The sequence below is a fragment of the Streptococcus ovuberis genome, from assembly GCF_012396585.1.
GTDB lineage: Bacteria > Bacillota > Bacilli > Lactobacillales > Streptococcaceae > Streptococcus > Streptococcus ovuberis.
In genome coordinates this window covers 16208-34918 of record NZ_JAAXPR010000022.1, presented here as the reverse complement: position 1 = coordinate 34918, position 18711 = coordinate 16208, and the positions used below count along the sequence as shown (strand labels likewise).

The following is an 18711-nucleotide window of genomic DNA, read 5'->3' as shown; positions in this document are numbered from 1 at the left end:
GAAAACGACCACAAGAATGGTCGCCTTCATCGAAAATTGGATTAACAACTATCCAAAGAAATGTTTGAACTATTTATCTCCTAGACAATTTTTACTAAATGCCTAACTTGGACTTGAAATTTAGCATGGTTGGGCAAGTTTGAAAGAATTATAAAAAGTAGTAGAAATGACTTGCATAGATTCAAAGAATATGGTAAACTAATGAGGTTATAAACTATGGCTCTCGAGAGCTATGGCAGAAAGGAATTTTTTTGAAAATGAAAAAAGATATTCATCCAGAATACCGCCAAGTTGTCTTTCTTGACACAACAACAGGTTACAAGTTTTTGAGTGGCTCAACTAAACACTCTAAAGAAACCATCGAATTTGAAGGTGCTGAGTATCCATTGGTTCGTGTTGAAATCTCTTCTGACTCACACCCATTCTACACAGGGCGTCAGAAGTTCACTCAAGCAGATGGACGCGTGGACCGCTTCAACAAAAAATACGGCCTCAAATAAAAAGTTTAACGATCCCAAATGGGGTCGTTTTCATGTCTCCTAACGTTAAAGTTCGAGTGGAAGCCGAGGATGTTGGGGATACAGTCTTTAATGTCACGGAAAGTGCGCTGTTTTTACGGTTATGCCCTGAGGTGTGATGGAAAGTGTCACTTGCTCTTTAGGTTTTTAGCTCTGCCATAGCCTAGGAAAAAGAAGTTGCTAAAACGATACGGCTAATCAATCTTTTTGGTATAATACTAGAGAGATGAAACGAATTGAGTTGAAGGAGAAGTGATGGATGTGAGAAGGCCTTCTTGGGATAGCCGTGTTGATTATAGTCTGATTTTGCCTGTGTTTTTTTTGCTGTTAATTGGTTTGGTTGCGGTTTATATAGCAGTTAGCCATGATTATCCTACTAGAGCTTTGAACATCGTGCTTCTACAAGGCTTATGGGTTCTTTTAGGGATTGTTTTTGCCTTTGTGATCATGTTCTTTAACAAGGAATTTCTATGGAAGGCCACCCCTTTTCTCTATCTTTTAGGGATAGGAATGATGTTTCTGCCTCTTTTTTTCTATAGTTCATCCTTGGTGGCAATGACGGGAGCCAAAAACTGGGTGACATTGAACGGCCAGACCCTTTTTCAGCCGTCTGAATTCATGAAAATTTCCTACATTTTGATGATGGCTTACGTGGTTGTCCGTTTTCATGAGAAGCATTCCGAAGCCAGCCTATGGTCTGACATACTCTTGTTGGTACAGCTCTTGGTTGTTACCTTACCTGTTTTAGGATTACTCTATTTCCAAAGCGATTTGGGGACAGCCTTAGTTTTTATGGCTATCTTTTCTGGGATTGTTCTTCTCTCTGGTATTTCGTGGACGATTATACTGCCAGTGGTTCTACTGGCTGGTCTTTTTACCACTACTTTTATCCTGATTTTTATTTCACCAAACGGCAAGGAAATTCTTCATAATCTAGGAATCGATACTTACCAGCTTAATCGGATTGCTGCTTGGTTAGATCCATTTGAAAATGCGCAAACCACAACTTTTCAGCAAGCTCAAAGTTTGATTGCGATTGGCAGCGGTGGCCTAATGGGACAGGGATTCAATATGACCAATCTCCATGTGCCTGTACGGGAGAGTGATATGATTTTTACCGTGATTGGAGAGGATTTTGGGTTTGTAGGAGGTTTAGTAGTGATTAGCCTCTACATGTTGCTAATTTATCGGATGATTCGAGTCACTATTGTGTCTAACAACCGATTTTATACGTTTATTTCAACAGGCTTTATCATGATGATACTCTTTCATGTATTTGAAAATATCGGTGCAGCTACGGGAATCTTGCCGTTAACAGGGATACCACTACCGTTTATCTCTCAGGGAGGTTCATCAATTATTTCTAATTTGATAGGCGTTGGGTTAGTTTTGTCGATGAGTTATCAAAACTCTCTTCTTCAAGAAAAACGTCAGCAACACTTCCAGCGCAAACATCGTTTTATTATTGAAACTATTGATTAAGGAGGACAGAAAATGACAGTTGCAGTCCTATTGGCACCAGGTTTTGAAGAAATTGAGGCAATCACTCCGATAGATGTTCTTAGAAGAGCTGGTATTGTCGTCGAAACCCTGGGATTTTCTGAAGCAGTAGAAGGCTCCCACGGTATTCGACTTGTGGCAGATAAGCTCTGGTCGGGCGATTTATCTGCTTATGAAATGGTTGTTTTGCCGGGAGGGTTGCCAGGGGCAGATCATCTAAGGGATGATACGCGCTTGATTGAAGCGCTTCAGAAGGCTCATGAAGCCGGAGCCTACCTAGCTGCTATCTGTGCGGCGCCAAAGGTTCTTGGTCGGGCAGGACTGTTGAAGGACAAAGCCTACACTTGTTATCCTGGTGTGGAAGAAGAGATCGGTCACGGCAAGCATCAGCACGATCTAGTGGTTCAGGATGGGAACATTATCACTGCTAAAGGGGCAGGGGTCAGTCTCGCCTTTGCTTACAAGCTAGTTGACATACTAGGTGGCGATAGTCAGTCGCTGAGTCAAGGAATGATTTACAAGGCCTTATTTGACTAGTTGAAAAAGCTCTATTCCCTTGTTCTTAGTAGGGTTAGAGCTTTAATTTTTTTGAAAAATATGCTATAATATTCCCTATGAGATATCGAGATTATATATGGGATTTAGGTGGTACTCTTTTAGATAATTATGAGATTTCCACTCAGGCTTTTTCTGAAACTTTGGAAGCTTATGGCAGACCTGTACCAGGACATGATGAAATCTATGCGGCTCTTAAATTGTCAACTGCAGAAGCGATTGCTCGCTATGCGGCAGATATTCCCGATTTTTTAAACCGTTATAAGGAAAATGAGGCGATTGATTTGCAACGTCCGATCTTATTTTCAGGCGCTAAAGAAACCTTAGAGACCATCACAGCTGAAGGTGGCCGTCATTTTTTGTGGTCTCATCGGGATAATCAGGTTTTGGCTATTTTGGAGCGTGCTGGGATTATCTCTTATTTTGAAGAGATTGTGACGGCTGACCAAGGTTTTCCAAGAAAGCCTGATCCGAAAGCCTTGTTTTACCTCAAAGACAAGTACCAGATGACAGATGCCTTAGTGATTGGAGACCGTGAGATTGATATCCGTGCCGGTCAGGCTGCTGGGATGGCTACTTATTTGGTTGATGGGAATCACTGTTTAAAACAAATTTTAGATCTCGATAAAGCAGAAGAAGTAGGAATGATATGACAGAAGAAATAAAAGACTTACAGGCTCTGGCTGAAGATTATGATGCCAGTCAGATTCAAGTGTTAGAAGGGCTAGAAGCTGTACGGCTTCGTCCAGGAATGTATATTGGTTCAACCTCGAAAGAAGGGTTGCATCACTTAGTTTGGGAAATCGTTGATAACTCTATTGATGAGGCATTGGCTGGATTTGCAACCAAGATTCAGGTTTTAATTGAACCCGATAATTCCATTACCGTTGTAGATGATGGCCGTGGTATTCCAGTGGATATTCAGGAAAAAACAGGGCGCCCTGCAGTTGAGACCGTCTTTACGGTTCTCCATGCAGGAGGAAAATTTGGCGGTGGCGGCTATAAGGTTTCTGGTGGCCTTCATGGGGTAGGCTCCTCAGTAGTAAATGCTCTTTCTACGCAGTTGGATGTTAAGGTTCATAAGAATGGCCAAATTTATTTCCAAGAGTACCGTAGGGGGGAAGTGGTCGCAGATTTGGCTGTGATCGGGGAAACTGACCGTCATGGAACGACTGTCCACTTTACGCCAGATCCTGAAATCTTTACTGAAACGACTGAGTATGACTTTGATAAGTTGAATAAACGTATCCAAGAGTTGGCCTTCTTGAATCGTGGATTAGCTATCTCTATAACGGACAAGCGTGAAGGTCAAGAGCAGACTAAGGATTATCATTATGAAGGTGGGATTGCTAGTTACGTAGAGCATTTAAATGCTAGCAAGGAGCCAATCTTTGAGACCCCTATCTTTACAGAAGGTGAGATGGATGACATTGTGGTTGAAGTAGCCATGCAATACACCACTAGCTACCATGAAAATGTCATGTCCTTTGCCAACAATATCCATACTCATGAAGGTGGGACGCATGAGCAGGGGTTCCGCACCGCTCTTACCCGTGTCATCAATGATTATGCTAAGAAAAATAAGATCCTTAAAGAAAATGAAGATAATTTGACCGGCGAAGATGTCCGCGAAGGCCTGACGGCGGTCATCTCTGTTAAGCATCCTAATCCACAGTTTGAAGGTCAAACAAAGACCAAATTGGGAAACAGCGAAGTGGTTAAGATTACCAATCGTCTCTTTTCGGAAGCTTTTAGTGAGTTTTTACTGGAGAATCCACAGATTGCTCGCCGTATCGTTGAAAAAGGGATTTTAGCCAGCAAGGCACGAATTGCAGCTAAGCGTGCTCGTGAGGTGACCCGTAAAAAATCAGGCTTAGAAATCTCTAACTTACCGGGCAAATTGGCTGACTGTGCGTCCAACAATCCAGATGAAACAGAGTTGTTTATCGTCGAGGGAGATTCTGCTGGTGGATCTGCTAAATCGGGACGAAACCGGGAGTTTCAAGCCATTCTTCCTATTCGAGGTAAAATATTAAACGTTGAAAAAGCAACGATGGATAAGATCTTGGCCAATGAGGAAATCCGCAGCCTTTTCACAGCGATGGGCACAGGATTCGGTGCAGAATTTGATGTCACCAAGGCACGTTATAAAAAATTGGTCCTTATGACTGATGCGGATGTTGATGGTGCACATATTAGAACGCTTCTTCTGACACTGATTTACCGCTACATGCGCCCAGTCTTAGAGGCGGGCTACGTCTACATTGCGCAACCGCCCATTTATGGTGTTAAGGTAGGTTCTGAAATCAAGGCTTATATCCAACCAGGTGCTAATCAAGAGCAGGAGTTAGAGAAGGCTTTGGCAGAGTATAGTCAGGGACGTTCAAAGCCAACTATTCAGCGCTATAAAGGCTTGGGAGAGATGGATGATCACCAACTTTGGGAGACCACTATGGATCCGGAAAATCGTTTGATGGCGCGTGTCACTGTTGATGATGCTGCTGAAGCGGATCGTATCTTCGATATGTTGATGGGGGATCGTGTGGAACCGCGTCGTGAATTCATCGAAGAAAATGCTGTCTATTCAACCCTAGACATATAAGAATCTTAAAGGGCGTGCAATTTGTCCTTGAATATGGTATAATAGGGCAGGTTTTTTAGAATAACAGGATAAAAGGAGTTTTATATGTCTAGTGGTATGATCATTACTATCATTGTGATAGTCACCATTATCATCCTAGCTTATGTGTTGAGTATTTTAGCAAGGAAACGCAATGAAACCTTGCTGGACCAGTTGGAAGAGCGCAAGGAGGCTTTGTTTAATCTCCCGGTTAATGACGAGATTGAGGAAGTAAAAAACTTGCATTTGATCGGGCAGAGTCAGGTGACTTTCCGTGAGTGGAATCAAAAATGGGTTGACCTATCACTGAATACTTTTGCGGATATTGAAAATCAAATTTTTGAAACAGAAGGGTTTAACCAATCGTTCCGCTTTTTAAAGGCAAAGACAGCTATTGAGAACATTGACAGCCAAATCAATCTAGTTAGTGAAGATATCGCAGAGATTCGTCAAGCTTTGGTCGACCTTAAAGAACAGGAAGCCAAAAATAGTGGTCGCGTTCGTCATGCCCTGGATTTATTTGATGATTTGCAACAAAAACTGTCTGAAAATGAAGCCAGCTACGGTTCGACCTTGCCAGAGTTACAAAAGCAATTCAAGCATATCGAATCAGAATTTTCAGAGTTTGTAACGTTGAATACTTCAGGAGATCCCATTGAGGCTTCGGCTATCTTGGATAAGACTGAGGAGCATATGATAGCTCTTAGTCAGATTATGGATCGCCTACCGAATTTGATGGAAAAATTAGTTGGCACCATGCCAGAGCAATTGGATGATCTCAATTCGGGTTACCGTAAGCTCTTGGAAGAGAATTACCAATTTCCAGAGGATGACATTGAGGTTCGTCTCCAAAATGTTCGTTCATCAATCAAAGACAATCTAATGACGACCGTCAACTTTGATTTGGACAGAGCAGATGCTGAAAATGAACGTATCCAAGATGAAATAGATAGTCTTTATGAAATCTTTACCAAAGAAATCTCTGCTAAACAAGAGGTTTCAAAACTTTCGAAGGTTTTGCCAGACTACATTGCACATATCGAGAAGAGCCAATCAAAACTCCAAGGAGAGGTTGAGCGCCTACGCCAGTCCTACTATCTCTCAGAGAGTAAATTAGGACAGATTCAAAACTTGGTAGCAGAGTTCAAAATCCTCAAAGAAGATGTTCAACATAAGATTGATTACATGAATCAGCCAGATCTGGCCTATTCTCAGATTTTGGATAGCTTTAAGGCTGCTCAGTTGCAATTGTCTGATACAGAGGAAGGCTTGATTAGCTTGGCCGACTACCTCAATAGTCAAGAAGAGCATGAAACCAATGCTCGAAATAAGGCGAATGGTTTTGTCAACAGGTTGCACACGATTAAACGTTACATGGAAAAACGTAATCTTCCAGGTATTCCACAAAGTTTTGTTAATCATTTCTTTGATTCCAGTAATAAGGTGGAAGCCTTCCTCGGAGCATTTGAACCGCAACGCATTGATATGGAAGCGGTCAACCGTCAGTTGGAGATGACTACCACAGCTATGGAGGCTCTAGAAGAAGAAGCTTACCAAATTGTACAAGATGCTAGCCTGACAGAGCAGCTGTTACAGTATGCTAATCGCTACCGCTCTCAGGAGCCAGCAATCCAAGACGCTTTTACGGCTTCCCTTGTTGCCTTTGAGCAATATTTTGATTATGCTTTATCCTTCCAGACGATTTCAGAAGCTTTGGAGAGGGTTGAGCCAGGGGTTACAGAACGTTTCGTTAACTCTTATATACGGACCCGCGAAGTGATTCGATAACAATGATTTAAAAGAGGGAGGGCTCACTAGTGCCTTCCTTCTCTCTTTTTAGCGCCGTTGTCTTTCTTTGAATAGAAGGAAGCCCTTTTCCTAAACGAATAAGAATCAATTTTTTGAAAACTTTTCTTAAAGGTAGTACAATAAGATTATAGAAAAGGAGATTATTATGACAAGTAAAATGGCACATACCTGTGTTCGTGTACAGGATTTAGATACTTCCTTAGCATTTTATACGGAAGCCTTGGGCTTCGAGGTTTCTCGCCGTCGCGACTTTCCAGACCATCAGTTTACTCTGGTCTACTTGACATTGCCAGGTGATGATTATGAATTGGAATTGACTTACAACTATGACCATGGTCCGTATGATTTGGGTGATGGTTATGGCCATATTGCGATTAGTGTTGAAGATTTAGAAGGCCTACATGCTAAGCATCTTGAAGCTGGTTATGAAGTGACAGATTTGAAAGGACTTCCTGGGACTCAACCAAGCTATTACTTTATCCTTGATCCAGATGGCTATAAAATCGAAATTATCCGCCAAAAATAATCCAAAGCTAGTGGGTAGGAATCAATCACTCGGAAGAGTTTGATTTCTGCCTACTTTTTGTGTTAGGTTAGGCTGAAGTGGCCTATAATTGGACCTTTTAACATGAGGACTAATGATCCGTATTCTAAATAATCGCTATTCCACTTCAAAAATGGCCTATATAAGAAAGAGATGATCGGTTACTGCTGCTTTTAGCCAAACTCTTGTCCTATTCCCGTTTCACATGCTATAGTATAAATGAGCAGAAGAACAACTCGGTGAGATTCGTTTAAAATGCTAAATTTTTGTTTGGAAAAAGTAAGAAAAAATAGAAGACCTGTGGTATAATGGTGGGGTTAATAAGTCCCGAAAAGGCGATTGGATGGAAAATCATGCGAATGATTTAAAGACGATCGGTTCTTTGTAACTTTTAACGTGACACAGAGGCTGGAAGAGATTCTTTTCCCCTCTGCTGGTAAGGCGAATTTGTCTTATCTAGTTCTCTAATCCAATCTTTGATGTGAGGAGGTTAGAGGCTGTCGAATTATGATTTTCATTAAAGGGGGACATTTATATGTCAGAACGTAAATTATTCACGTCTGAATCAGTATCTGAAGGGCATCCAGATAAGATTGCAGACCAAATCTCAGATGCTATTTTAGATGCTATTCTGGAACAGGATCCAGAGGCACACGTTGCAGCGGAGACCGCTGTCTATACAGGGACTGTCCATGTTTTTGGGGAAATTTCAACCACAGCTTATGTTGATATTAACCGTGTAGTTCGTGATACCATTGCATCGATTGGATATACCAATACAGCTTATGGTTTTTCAGCTGAAACAGTGGGCGTTCACCCTTCATTGGTTGAACAATCGCCGGATATTGCACAAGGCGTTAATGAATCTTTGGAAGTACGTAGCAGTGGGGACAAGGATCCCTTAGACTTGATTGGTGCTGGGGATCAGGGATTGATGTTTGGTTTTGCAGTTGATGAGACACCAGAATTAATGCCTTTGCCAATCTCTTTAGCTCATCAGTTGGTGAAACGTCTGGCAGATCTTCGTAAATCTGGTGAGCTGACATACCTTAGACCCGATGCCAAGTCACAAGTGACTGTCGAATATGATGAGAACGATCAGCCGCTTCGGGTGGATACTGTGGTGATTTCTACTCAACATGATCCAGAAGCCACTAATGAACAGATTTATCAAGATGTGGTTGAGCAAGTGATAAAAGTGATTATTCCAGCTAACTATCTGGATGATCAGACCAAATTCTTTATTAACCCTACAGGGCGCTTTGTGATTGGTGGACCACAGGGTGATTCTGGATTGACAGGGCGGAAAATTATTGTAGATACTTACGGGGGCTATTCTCGTCATGGAGGCGGTGCCTTCTCAGGAAAGGATGCCACCAAAGTCGATCGCTCCGCTTCTTATGCGGCCCGTTATATTGCTAAAAACATTGTGGCTGCTGGGTTGGCTAAGAAGGTGGAAGTTCAGTTGGCATATGCGATTGGGGTTGCTCGGCCGGTCTCTGTTCGGATTGACACCTTTGGGACTAGTAAGGTCTCAGAAGGCCGATTAGAAGAAGCTGTGCGCCAAATCTTTGACCTGAGACCAGCCGGTATTATTCAGATGCTGGACCTTAAACGTCCGATTTACCGTCAGACAGCAGCCTATGGCCATATGGGACGTACAGATATTGACTTGCCTTGGGAACGGACCGATAAGGTAGAGGTCTTATTAAATCTGTTGGAAAACTAAAAATCAGTCTTAGGACTGATTTTTTTAATGAATCGCTGGATGAAAGGCATCAAAACAGCTGAAAATCCAAGGAATTGAGAAAAAATAGTTTTTAAGAAAGCGAAATCAGTCTTGGGACGGATGTTTTTTAAGCTCGAAGAGAGTATAATAAAATCATCCAGTGAAAGAGAGGTAGAGTCATGCAAGCACGTTTTTATAAGCTTAAGAAAAATAGAATGATTTCCGGCGTTCTTGCTGGCATTGCTGACAAGTTCGGATGGAACTTGCAGTATCTGCGTCTCCTCTTCTTTGTTTTCTCAGTTTTTAACCCGGTTATTGGCCCGTTGGTTTACTACATCATGAGTCATTCTCTTTCTAGCAAGGGTGAGTTGACCCGTGAGCGATTTGGGCAAGCTCCTCGCCGGATTAAAGAAGCTGAAAAGATCAAAGAAAAGACCAACTGGTTTTGGTAATTTGCTCCTCCCCTAAAAGAAGGCCCGTAAGGGTCTTTCTTTTTTCCTGAAAAAGTTAAGGGCTTTCAAAGGAAAAATTGGAAAGAACATGATATAATAGTAGCAAGCTATTAGAAAGGGGATTTATGGTAGTTACAGTAAAAGAACTTGTTGAAAAAGTTCGTTTAACCGTTGTTTACGCAACGGAAGACCTCCTAAACAAAGAAATTGCAACCTCTGATATTTCACGTCCAGGGCTCGAAATGACAGGCTATTTTGATTATTACTCGCCGGAGCGTATTCAGTTGATTGGGATGAAAGAATGGTCCTATCTGACAAAGATGACCGCTCACAACCGCCTTCAGGTGCTCAGTGAAATGATCAAAGCCGAAACACCTGCCTTTATCGTTTCAAGAGGATTAGGGATTCCTGATGAGATGTTGGAAGCGGCCCAGTCAGAAGGGATTGCAGTTTTGCAGAGCAATGTGCCGACTAGTCGCCTCTCTGGGGAGCTATCCAGCTATTTAGATTCGCGTTTGGCTAAACGTACCAGCGTCCATGGAGTATTGATGGATATCTATGGGATGGGGGTGCTTATCCAAGGGGACTCAGGAATCGGTAAGTCAGAAACAGGACTGGAATTGGTTAAACGTGGGCACCGTCTGGTTGCAGATGACCGTGTTGATGTTTATGCCAAAGATGATGTGACGCTTTGGGGGGAGCCTGCTGAGATTTTACGGCATTTGCTGGAAATTCGTGGTGTCGGAATTATTGATATCATGAGTCTTTACGGAGCATCAGCAGTCAAGGCTTCTTCGCAGGTCCAACTAGCTATTTATTTAGAGAACTATGGTACTGAGAAGGTCTTTGACCGCTTGGGGAACGGCAATGAAGAAATCGAGATTGCTAATGTCCGTATTCCTAGGATCCGCATTCCTGTGAAGACGGGTCGTAACATTTCGGTAGTCATCGAAGCAGCAGCGATGAACTATCGTTCACGAGAAATGGGATTTGACGCCACAAAGACCTTTGAAGAGCGCCTGACCAATCTCATTGCTCAAAATGGAGTTGCAGATGATTGATCCAATTGCATTTGAAATAGGTCCCTTGCAAATTCGCTGGTATGCTTTATGCATCTTGTTAGGCTTGATGCTAGCTGTTTACCTCGCTATGAGAGAAGCGCCTCGTAAAAAGATTAATCCCGATCAGATACTTGATTTTATCTTGCTTGCTTTTCCGCTGGCTATCCTTGGTGCCAGAGCCTACTACGTGATTTTTTCTTGGGATCAATATAAGGATAATCTTGGCGAAATTTTTGCGATTTGGAACGGCGGCATTGCGATTTACGGTGGCCTGATTACTGGAGCTTTGGTTATGTATTGGTTTAGCCAAAGGCATTTTATCAATAGCTGGGATTTTTTAGACATTGCTGCTCCCGGTGTACTGTTGGCCCAAGCTCTAGGGCGTTGGGGAAATTTTTTCAATCAAGAGGCTTATGGTACTGCTGTTTCAAATTTAGATTATCTGCCGGCCTTTATTCGCGAACAGATGTTTATTGATGGGAGTTATCGGATGCCGACCTTCCTCTACGAATCCCTTTGGAATTTGTTTGGCTTTGCGGTCATTATGGCCGTTCGTCATAGAGGCTTCTTGAAACGAAGTGAGCCGACAGCTTTTTACCTGGTTTGGTATGGTATTGGACGTTTCATCATCGAAGGTTTACGGACAGATAGTCTGATGTTTGGAAGTCTAAGAGTTTCCCAGTGGGTGTCGTTAGTGCTTATTGTCATAGGTTTAGGTCTAGTCGTTTATGCTAGGAAAACAAAAACTCAGCCTCTTTATTAGGCTATTAAAAAGGAGAATTCTTTATGGGTGAAATTGCTCTATTGATTGCAGCAGTGGCTTTTGCAGCTTTAGTGATCTATGTGATTTTGTTGATCACAAAAATTTCTAAGGTTGTGGATGAAGCTCAGACAACGTTGAAGGTCTTGACAAGTGATGCGAATGTTACTTTCTATCAGGCTAATGAAATTTTAGCTAAGGCCAATGTTTTGGTTGACGATGTTAATGGAAAAATGGAGACCATCACGCCCTTATTTGTGGCTGTTGCGGACCTATCAACCTCTGTGTCTGATTTAAACCAATCTGCTAGAAACTTGACCTCTAAGGCGGGTCATGCGACCAAATCCACTGCTAAGGCAGGTAAGACCTTGTCAGCTGTTGGGCTTGTTTCAAAATTGTTAAAAAAATAAGGAGGAACTCACATGTCCAAACCTAATAAAATCCTAACAACCCTTATCTTAGGCGCTGCGGGGGGTGCAGCTGCAGCTGTTTTTTTAGCTAGCAAGACAGGTAAGGCTGTTAAAAACAAACTGGCAGATTATCTTCAGGACTATCAGGAAAATCCAGAAGCGAAATACTCTGAATGGGTAGGAAAGGCTCAGGAAATCAAGGACCAGGCTCTTGAAAAGTATACTGATGTCAAGCACAAATTTGAAACAGGAGAATTGACCGCAGATGACATCGTCAAAACAGTCAAAGACAAGGCGGATGAACTTAAAGAGCGCGTGAGTCAAGAGGACTTTTTTGCTCAGTTTAAAGACCAGGCCACTAAAGCCAAGGCTGACGCAGAGGAGGTCTTGAATGATCTGGTTGAAGACGACACTTATAATCAAGAATCGATTTCAGAAGATATTACCATTGACTTAAATGAAGTCGATCTCTTGGCAGATGAAGTACTTGAAGATGAACCAGGTGAGGAAACCAATCATTGAGTTTCTATTCCCTCATAGGCTTATAATGGTGTTGAATCGCCGCAGAACGGTGATTCATGATGAATGTGTTGCTATAAAAAGCGGTGACGCTTCAATAAGCCGTGCCTTGAGCACTAAAGTGTGACGATAAAGTATGCACTGGCTAGAAAAAGAGTGAGCTCCAATCGACAACTTGTAAGAGTGTGATTGGGGCTCACTCTTTTTAGGTTTAAAAATGTTTATTTATGAGCGAAGTATGGCTATGTCAGCTGGTGTTAGTTTTCTCAAATAGGAAACTTTTTCACAATTTTTAGATAGCCAAATATGATTGGAATACTGGCTGTTAGAGATATTTAGATTTAAAACTTCAATTAGCAACACAAACGGCTATAAACCTGATGAGATATTTTAGGCCTTTCAACAGCCCTCATGTATTATTGGGGTGGGGGATTAAAGTTGTATGCTTATCTAAATCTATCTAGCTGGGGAGCCCTTTTGTACAGCACTCCTAATAGGTTACAAATGTTATAGTCAAGGAAACATTTCGACCTAGAAAATTTTTCTAGACATAGAGTTCTCCTGTTTTCTTTAGTGTAGAACACTTTATTCTTCTGTCTAGTTTAGTGTAACCGCCTCCAACTAGCCTTTATTAATTTGGAGCAATTAGAAGAGTTTCTAATCTGGAGGTAACGGCGGAAAAATAAGGGAAATCGTGTTTGAATACCTAGGTTTCTCAGTTCAACTAGACCTTGTGCCATGGATTTTAAGTTCTGTTTTCTAGCCCAAAATTCTAAAACTTTCTTGTCAGTAATTTTAGTTGTATCAATAAGTTGTTGAGGCGGATTCTTCTCAATTCTTTCTTTCAATTTCTCCTCAGTATAGTCGGATCCAATTGTTTTAGAGCGTTTAAATCTAGAAGCATTTTTACATTTGAAGGCAATGTGTTTTCCAAATATGATTGCGCACTTTGATTTTTTCATACGGTCGAGAAAGTCGTCCCATGAGTTCGAACGTGAAATATTTAGGTCGATAAGAAATTGTAAATATGACTTCCAACCTTTACCGTTTTGGCTTTGTTCCCACTCATAATGGGATTTTCCTCTGGTTTTGTATTTCTTGCGATAAGTTTGATAATGTTCATCAATAATTGACAGCTTATATTTTTGGCATAAACGATCACTAGTAGACCGTATTTGGTGATAGGTCCGGTTATTGCTTTGATAGCATTTCCCAGTTTCAAAATTGACATTATTAAAAACAATATGATTCTGAATATGGCCTTTGTCAATATGAGTAGTTACAAATTCATACTCATCTTTCAAGATATTTTTACAGAGTTCTAGTCCAATTTTATGGGCAGTTTCTTGGTCAACTTCACCTGGTAAGAAGGATTGAATCAGGTGTCGAGCTAGTACCGTTCCATTTACTTTATTCTCTTTTCGAGTTTGTAAGAATTGTAAATGAGCAGTGGTAGGGAAACACATGTGTGTCGAAATGAGCGTTTGACCATCTGTTTTTTTCTTCTCAAGGATGTAGTCTATTGCAAAATGCAGGGTAGATTTAATGGGGTGAATTTTAGTAACAGCCATATCAAATATCCCCCTGATTTGTTCTATTGTAGAGTAAGTTTTGTAATTTATTGAGTTCCTTGCTCAAACGGTGTATTTCGTTTTGAATCGTCATAATATCCTCTTTATAAACAAGGGAGTAAGTATTAACCTTCTTGGCAATTTGGTTGACATTAGTGGAGGTCTTGGAAAGGAGATGTTGTAACTCTCTAAATGGTTGCATACCGACTTCATAAATCGATGTTTCAAGGATACACTTGAGGACGAAATGTCGCATTGATTTTGACCGAGATTGTCCATATTTTTGTCGCACATGAGCAAGTTCTTTATCCGAAAGTCGAATTTTTAATTGGTTTGGTCTAGTACGTTTTTCCATTGTCTATTCCTTCCTATCGGGGTCTTAGGGATCTCCCTAACAAGTAAAATGTAACGAAAAAAGCAGAGCCAAAGGCGTCTGCTTCGTTAATTTTATCGTAAGTGGGTACCCACTTACTGTGCATGCTACAACAGTTCAAAGTTATAGAGCGGTAAGCTAAATTGTTTTGTTAAGAAGTACTATGAATCATAAGCTATCCACTCTACATTGAGTTGGTCAGCGGCATTCAGCAATGTTTTATCAGGATAGCTATCAGAAATAATGGTTTTATACTGTTCTAAGTTATTGATTTTGAAGAAACCTGTATGATTAAATTTTGAGCTATCAATGAGTAAGATCGTATCTCTTGCTTGATCGATGATACTCTTTTTAGCCAATGCTTGACTAAAGGAAACTTCATAGACAAATTCATCATCAATACCACGGGCTGAACAGAAAGCTAAATCAATACGGAAATGACTTAATAGGTTATTTTCACTATTGTGGTTGATAACAGAAGCGGAGTGGTGTTTGACTTCACCACCAGTGATGAAGATTTTCATTGTTGGATTTGCTAGGTCAGCCAACATTTGAGCAGTATTTAAACCATTTGTAAAAATAATTAAGTTATCAATGTTAGCTAGATAGGGACAAAGTTCATAAACAGTTGTACTAGAGTCCAAGTAAATGCACATACCAGGACCGATAAAGTCCTTGGCAAGTTCTGCAATTTTCTTTTTAGCATCTCTATTTTCGGTTTCCCTAATCGAATGGGCTAGTTCCACGGTATTAAAAGAATTGAGAACGACTTCACCACGTTTTCTGGTTAGGAATCCCTGTTCTTCTAAATAAATTAAATCCCTCCGAAGGGTTGATATACTTGAAAACGTTAATTTTTCTAGCTGTTTGGCATCAATTCTCTTTTTGGTATGAAGAATATCTGTAATTTCTTTTAAGCGTTTGTCTCTGCTCATATCAAGCCTCCTCATGTATATAATAACATAAAATGAACTAAGGTGAAATATATACCCAGTCAATTTTGAACAAAATTCATTTTTTCGTTCATCTATTGAAAATCAAAATTTAATATCTTAAAATAAAAATATGAAAGCGATAACAAGTTGGAGGTGAGGAAAATGCAATCGGTACTTGCCATTGACCTAGGGGCTACATCAGGAAGAGCAGTGGCTTATTCACTTGTTGAAGATAAGATTATTGCAAATGAGTTAGTACGATTTACGAATTCCCCGATAAAGCATCGCGGCGAACTCTGTTGGAATGTAGAACATCTTTTTCAAAATATAGAATTAGCTATTCAGACAGCTAAAAAATCATATGAGATGCAAGCCATTGGGATTGATACTTGGGGAGTTGATTTTGCTCAGGTTGATAGTCAAGGGAAGTTAGTAACTCCACCGGTTTGTTATAGAGATAGTCGGACAAAAGGAATCCTAAACAAAATAGCCAAGTATTCATCACTTGATGACCTATATTATAAGACAGGAAATCAGTTAATGGAAATAAACACATTGTTCCAACTGATTGCGGCTAAAGAGAAATCACCAGAATCTTATTTTAGAACACACAAGATACTTATGGTTTCTGATTATCTCAACTATCGATTGTCAGGAGAACTTGCTATTGAGCGAACCATCGCTTCGACGACACAGATGCTCAATCCTTTGACAAAGGAATGGAACCACGAAGTGCTTGCCATGTTTGAAGTGTCAGACTTGCTCTTACCTGACTTGGTGGACGAAGGTAATGTCCTTGGGAAAACACCAGACGGTATCAAGGTCATCAATGTCTGCCAGCACGATACGGCAAGTGCAGTAGCGGCCATACCGATCCTGGAGGAGAAAACACTCTATATTTCTTGTGGGACTTGGTCCTTGATTGGAACAGAATTGGAGAATCCAATCCTGACAGAAAAAGCCTTGACCTACAATTTTACCAATGAGCTTGGGCACAGTCGTAGCACACGATTTTTAAAAAATTGCACCGGTCTTTGGATTGTCGAGGAGCTGAGACGAGACTACAAGGAACAGGGACAGGAACTTGATTTTGATACTATTCGTCAGCTGGTAGAAGCAGTAGATGAAGACGTTCCGATTATTGATACAGATGACAGTCGCTTTGCTGAGCCAGGTCACATGATAGAAAAAATTCAGACCTACTTAGTAGAAAAAGGCCATTCCAAACCAGAGGAAGCCGGTCAACTTTTCAAAATTGCCTATCATAGTTTGGCTCATAAGTACAGAGAAGTTATTGGTCAGTTGGAAGAAGTTGTTAATTACAATTTTAGCTACCTTCATCTGATTGGCGGCGGGTCGAAGTCAACTTACTTTTCTCAGTTAGTTGCCGATGTGACAGGAAAGACAGTCGTGACAGGCTTGTATGAGGCAACATCTCTAGGCAATGCCCTTATCCAATTCAAAGCACTTGGTTATATAAAGGATATGGCTGAAGCCAAGGAAATTGTGACAAATTCAGTAAACTTTCACTACTTTTATCCCGAAAAGGAGGAGGTCTAGGATGACAAACTATCCTAAAATTGGCATTCGTCCGACTATCGATGGACGACAAGGTGGGGTTCGTGAATCCCTGGAAGAAAAGACAATGGCCATGGCAGTGGCTGCCAAGGAATTGATTGAAAGCAATCTTCGCTATGCAGATGGAACGCCTGTCCAGTGTGTGGTCGCTAGTCGTACCATCGGTGGTCAGGGTGATGCTGGTATTGTCCATGATGAGTTTTCAAGTCAAAATATTGTAGCGACTCTCTCAGTTACACCAAGTTGGTGCTACGGTACTGAAACCATGGACATGGATCCCCATACCATCAAGGCTATCTGGGGCTTTAATGGCACAGAGCGGCCTGGTGCAGTTTATCTTGCGGCGGCTATGAGTGGCTATGCTCAAAAAGGGTATCCAGCCTTTAAGATTTACGGGCATGATGTTCAGGATTTGAATGATAATTCAATCCCAGATGATGTGGCTGAAAAAATCCTTCTCTTTGCGAGAGGAGCAATCGCAGCTGGTCAGATGAAGGGAAAATCCTATGTCAACATCGGAGCATCTTCAATGGGAATTGCCGGCTCACAAGTTACAAGCTCCTTCTTTGAAGACTATCTGGGAATGTTGGTAGAGTTTGTCGACATGACCGAAATCCTTCGCCGTATCCAGCTGGAAATCTATGACAAAGACGAGTATGAAAAAGCCCTGGCTTGGATAAAGGAAAATTGTAAAGAAGGCATTGACATTAATGCTGGAAAAGATTTCCCAGAAGTTATTACCAAGTCAAAAGTAATCCCTGCAGACAAGGATTGGGAATTTATTGCCAAGCAAACCTTGATTATTCGAGATATTCTCTTTGGAAATCCAAAACTCGCAGAAATCGGCTGGGAAGAAGAGTCTCGTGGTAGAAATGCTATCTCAGGTGGTTTCCAGGGTCAGCGACAATGGACTGACTGGCTACCAAATGGAGATTTCGCTGAAGCGATTTTGGCCTCAACCTTCGACTGGAATGGTCCGAGACCCGTGACCGCTTTTGCGACTGAAAACGATACATTGAATGCAACCGCCATGTTATTTGGAACCCTCCTAACCAATAAGGCTCCAATATTCTCTGATGTCAGAACCTATTGGAGTCCAGAGGCGGTGCAACGTGTAACAGGTAAGGAATTGACCGGTCGTGCAAAGGATGGAATTCTCCATCTCATCAATTCTGGAGCTTCAGCTCTTGACGGCAGTGCAGCTGCACGAGATGAAAATGGACAACCGACCATGAAAGAATTTTGGAATATGACCGAGGAGGATGTCAATGCCTGCCTCGAAGCCACAGACTGGTGCCGTGCCAACTACGAATACTTCCGCGGAGGTGGTTTCTCTTCACACTTTAAGACAGAGGGAGAATTGCCAGTAACCTTGATTCGTGTCAATCTGGTTAAGGGTGTGGGTCCAAGCCTGCAGATTGCAGAAGGCTATACCTGCCCGCTAGATGATGAGGTGCATCGTATCCTGGATGAGCGGACAGACCGCACTTGGCCAACTACCTGGTTTGCTCCAAATCTTGGTCAGCCAGGATTTGAAACGGTGTATGATGTCATGAATCACTGGGGCTCCAACCACGGTGCCTTCGTTCATGGACATATCGGTGCAGAAGTAATTACACTAGCAAGTATGCTCCGTATTCCTGTGGCATTACATAATGTTCCAAGGGAACGGATTTTCCGACCAGCAATCTTTGATGGTGTGGGAACAAAAGATTTAGAAGCGACTGACTTCAAGATGTGCGAGGTTCTAGGTCCGCTATATAGCAAATAAAGGAGA

At 41.5% G+C, this 18711-nt stretch carries 17 protein-coding genes and 2 pseudogenes; 16 read left to right on the top strand and 3 right to left on the bottom strand.

Features of this window, described 5'->3' with window-relative positions:
* The 14 genes and pseudogenes from HF992_RS09815 to HF992_RS09750 all read left to right on the top strand — a co-directional run.
* Window positions 1-106 (top strand): annotated as a pseudogene (locus tag HF992_RS09815) (IS30 family transposase); the annotation flags it as partial.
* 151 nt (window positions 107-257) lie between these two features.
* Window positions 258-500 (top strand): type B 50S ribosomal protein L31, encoded by a 243-nt coding sequence (locus tag HF992_RS09810; RefSeq protein ID WP_168549852.1) that lies wholly within the window; start codon window positions 258-260, stop codon window positions 498-500.
* A 273-nt stretch (window positions 501-773) separates the two neighbouring features.
* Complete coding sequence (locus tag HF992_RS09805) at window positions 774-2000, top strand: FtsW/RodA/SpoVE family cell cycle protein (RefSeq protein WP_168549851.1); 1227 nt, start codon at window positions 774-776, stop codon at window positions 1998-2000.
* A 12-nt stretch (window positions 2001-2012) separates the two neighbouring features.
* Complete coding sequence (locus tag HF992_RS09800) at window positions 2013-2555, top strand: DJ-1 family glyoxalase III (RefSeq protein ID WP_168549850.1); 543 nt, start codon at window positions 2013-2015, stop codon at window positions 2553-2555.
* Between the two features lie 77 nt (window positions 2556-2632).
* Window positions 2633-3226: an HAD-IA family hydrolase gene (locus tag HF992_RS09795; protein WP_168549849.1), complete on the top strand. Its 594-nt coding sequence runs from the start codon at window positions 2633-2635 to the stop codon at window positions 3224-3226.
* Window positions 3223-5175 (top strand): DNA topoisomerase (ATP-hydrolyzing) subunit B, encoded by a 1953-nt coding sequence (gene gyrB, locus HF992_RS09790; protein WP_168549848.1) that lies wholly within the window; start codon window positions 3223-3225, stop codon window positions 5173-5175. Before HF992_RS09795 ends, gyrB begins: the two co-directional genes overlap by 4 nt.
* 84 nt (window positions 5176-5259) lie before the next feature.
* On the top strand, window positions 5260-6981 hold the full coding sequence (gene ezrA, locus HF992_RS09785; protein WP_168549847.1) for a septation ring formation regulator EzrA: 1722 nt from the start codon (window positions 5260-5262) through the stop codon (window positions 6979-6981).
* Window positions 6982-7147: 166 nt separating this feature from the next.
* The gene (gloA, locus tag HF992_RS09780) at window positions 7148-7528 is read left to right on the top strand and encodes a lactoylglutathione lyase (protein WP_168549846.1); all 381 of its coding nucleotides are present in this window, start codon (window positions 7148-7150) and stop codon (window positions 7526-7528) included.
* 553 nt (window positions 7529-8081) lie between these two features.
* Window positions 8082-9275, top strand: a complete 1194-nt coding sequence (gene metK, locus HF992_RS09775; protein WP_168549845.1) for a methionine adenosyltransferase — start codon at window positions 8082-8084, stop codon at window positions 9273-9275.
* A gap of 179 nt (window positions 9276-9454) precedes the next feature.
* Window positions 9455-9727, top strand: a complete 273-nt coding sequence (locus HF992_RS09770) for a PspC domain-containing protein (protein ID WP_168549844.1) — start codon at window positions 9455-9457, stop codon at window positions 9725-9727.
* 125 nt (window positions 9728-9852) lie between these two features.
* Window positions 9853-10788 carry an HPr(Ser) kinase/phosphatase gene (gene hprK, locus HF992_RS09765; RefSeq protein WP_168549843.1) on the top strand — a complete coding sequence of 312 codons (936 nt, stop codon included), beginning with the start codon at window positions 9853-9855 and terminating at the stop codon, window positions 10786-10788.
* Entirely contained in the window at window positions 10781-11551 is a 771-nt protein-coding gene (gene lgt, locus HF992_RS09760) for a prolipoprotein diacylglyceryl transferase (protein ID WP_168549842.1), read from the top strand. The genes hprK and lgt overlap by 8 nt, the downstream gene beginning before the upstream one ends.
* Before the next feature lie 23 nt (window positions 11552-11574).
* Complete coding sequence (locus tag HF992_RS09755; RefSeq protein ID WP_168549841.1) at window positions 11575-11958, top strand: DUF948 domain-containing protein; 384 nt, start codon at window positions 11575-11577, stop codon at window positions 11956-11958.
* 12 nt (window positions 11959-11970) lie between these two features.
* Entirely contained in the window at window positions 11971-12480 is a 510-nt protein-coding gene (locus tag HF992_RS09750) for a YtxH domain-containing protein (protein WP_168549840.1), read from the top strand.
* Between the two features lie 692 nt (window positions 12481-13172).
* Here the strand turns inward: HF992_RS09750 and HF992_RS09745 are convergent.
* The 3 genes and pseudogenes from HF992_RS09745 to HF992_RS09735 form a co-directional block, all read right to left on the bottom strand.
* Window positions 13173-14048, bottom strand: a pseudogene (locus tag HF992_RS09745) (relaxase/mobilization nuclease domain-containing protein); the annotation flags it as partial.
* 1 nt (window position 14049) lies between these two features.
* On the bottom strand, window positions 14050-14403 hold the full coding sequence (locus tag HF992_RS09740) for a plasmid mobilization protein (protein WP_168549839.1): 354 nt from the start codon (window positions 14401-14403) through the stop codon (window positions 14050-14052).
* A gap of 179 nt (window positions 14404-14582) precedes the next feature.
* The gene (locus tag HF992_RS09735; RefSeq protein WP_168549838.1) at window positions 14583-15356 is read right to left on the bottom strand and encodes a DeoR/GlpR family DNA-binding transcription regulator; all 774 of its coding nucleotides are present in this window, start codon (window positions 15354-15356) and stop codon (window positions 14583-14585) included.
* A 162-nt stretch (window positions 15357-15518) separates the two neighbouring features.
* Between HF992_RS09735 and HF992_RS09730 the strand changes: the two genes are divergently transcribed.
* Together HF992_RS09730 and HF992_RS09725 are read left to right on the top strand one after the other, a co-directional pair.
* Window positions 15519-16916 carry a rhamnulokinase gene (locus HF992_RS09730; RefSeq protein ID WP_168549837.1) on the top strand — a complete coding sequence of 466 codons (1398 nt, stop codon included), beginning with the start codon at window positions 15519-15521 and terminating at the stop codon, window positions 16914-16916.
* 1 nt (window position 16917) lies between these two features.
* Entirely contained in the window at window positions 16918-18705 is a 1788-nt protein-coding gene (locus HF992_RS09725; protein WP_168549836.1) for an L-fucose isomerase, read from the top strand.
* Window positions 18706-18711: the final 6 nt, after the last annotated feature.

Excerpts from the sequence above, each read along its gene's own strand:
- HF992_RS09810 (WP_168549852.1), top strand. The coding sequence starts at position 258 with ATGAAAAAAGATATTCATCCAGAATACCGCCAAGTTGTCTTTCTTGAC.
- HF992_RS09805 (WP_168549851.1), top strand. The coding sequence starts at position 774 with ATGGATGTGAGAAGGCCTTCTTGGGATAGCCGTGTTGATTATAGTCTG.
- HF992_RS09800 (WP_168549850.1), top strand. The coding sequence starts at position 2,013 with ATGACAGTTGCAGTCCTATTGGCACCAGGTTTTGAAGAAATTGAGGCA.
- HF992_RS09795 (WP_168549849.1), top strand. The coding sequence starts at position 2,633 with ATGAGATATCGAGATTATATATGGGATTTAGGTGGTACTCTTTTAGAT.
- gyrB (WP_168549848.1), top strand. The coding sequence starts at position 3,223 with ATGACAGAAGAAATAAAAGACTTACAGGCTCTGGCTGAAGATTATGAT.
- ezrA (WP_168549847.1), top strand. The coding sequence starts at position 5,260 with ATGTCTAGTGGTATGATCATTACTATCATTGTGATAGTCACCATTATC.
- gloA (WP_168549846.1), top strand. The coding sequence starts at position 7,148 with ATGACAAGTAAAATGGCACATACCTGTGTTCGTGTACAGGATTTAGAT.
- metK (WP_168549845.1), top strand. The coding sequence starts at position 8,082 with ATGTCAGAACGTAAATTATTCACGTCTGAATCAGTATCTGAAGGGCAT.
- HF992_RS09770 (WP_168549844.1), top strand. The coding sequence starts at position 9,455 with ATGCAAGCACGTTTTTATAAGCTTAAGAAAAATAGAATGATTTCCGGC.
- hprK (WP_168549843.1), top strand. The coding sequence starts at position 9,853 with ATGGTAGTTACAGTAAAAGAACTTGTTGAAAAAGTTCGTTTAACCGTT.
- lgt (WP_168549842.1), top strand. The coding sequence starts at position 10,781 with ATGATTGATCCAATTGCATTTGAAATAGGTCCCTTGCAAATTCGCTGG.
- HF992_RS09755 (WP_168549841.1), top strand. The coding sequence starts at position 11,575 with ATGGGTGAAATTGCTCTATTGATTGCAGCAGTGGCTTTTGCAGCTTTA.
- HF992_RS09750 (WP_168549840.1), top strand. The coding sequence starts at position 11,971 with ATGTCCAAACCTAATAAAATCCTAACAACCCTTATCTTAGGCGCTGCG.
- HF992_RS09740 (WP_168549839.1), bottom strand. The coding sequence starts at position 14,403 with ATGGAAAAACGTACTAGACCAAACCAATTAAAAATTCGACTTTCGGAT.
- HF992_RS09735 (WP_168549838.1), bottom strand. The coding sequence starts at position 15,356 with ATGAGCAGAGACAAACGCTTAAAAGAAATTACAGATATTCTTCATACC.
- HF992_RS09730 (WP_168549837.1), top strand. The coding sequence starts at position 15,519 with ATGCAATCGGTACTTGCCATTGACCTAGGGGCTACATCAGGAAGAGCA.
- HF992_RS09725 (WP_168549836.1), top strand. The coding sequence starts at position 16,918 with ATGACAAACTATCCTAAAATTGGCATTCGTCCGACTATCGATGGACGA.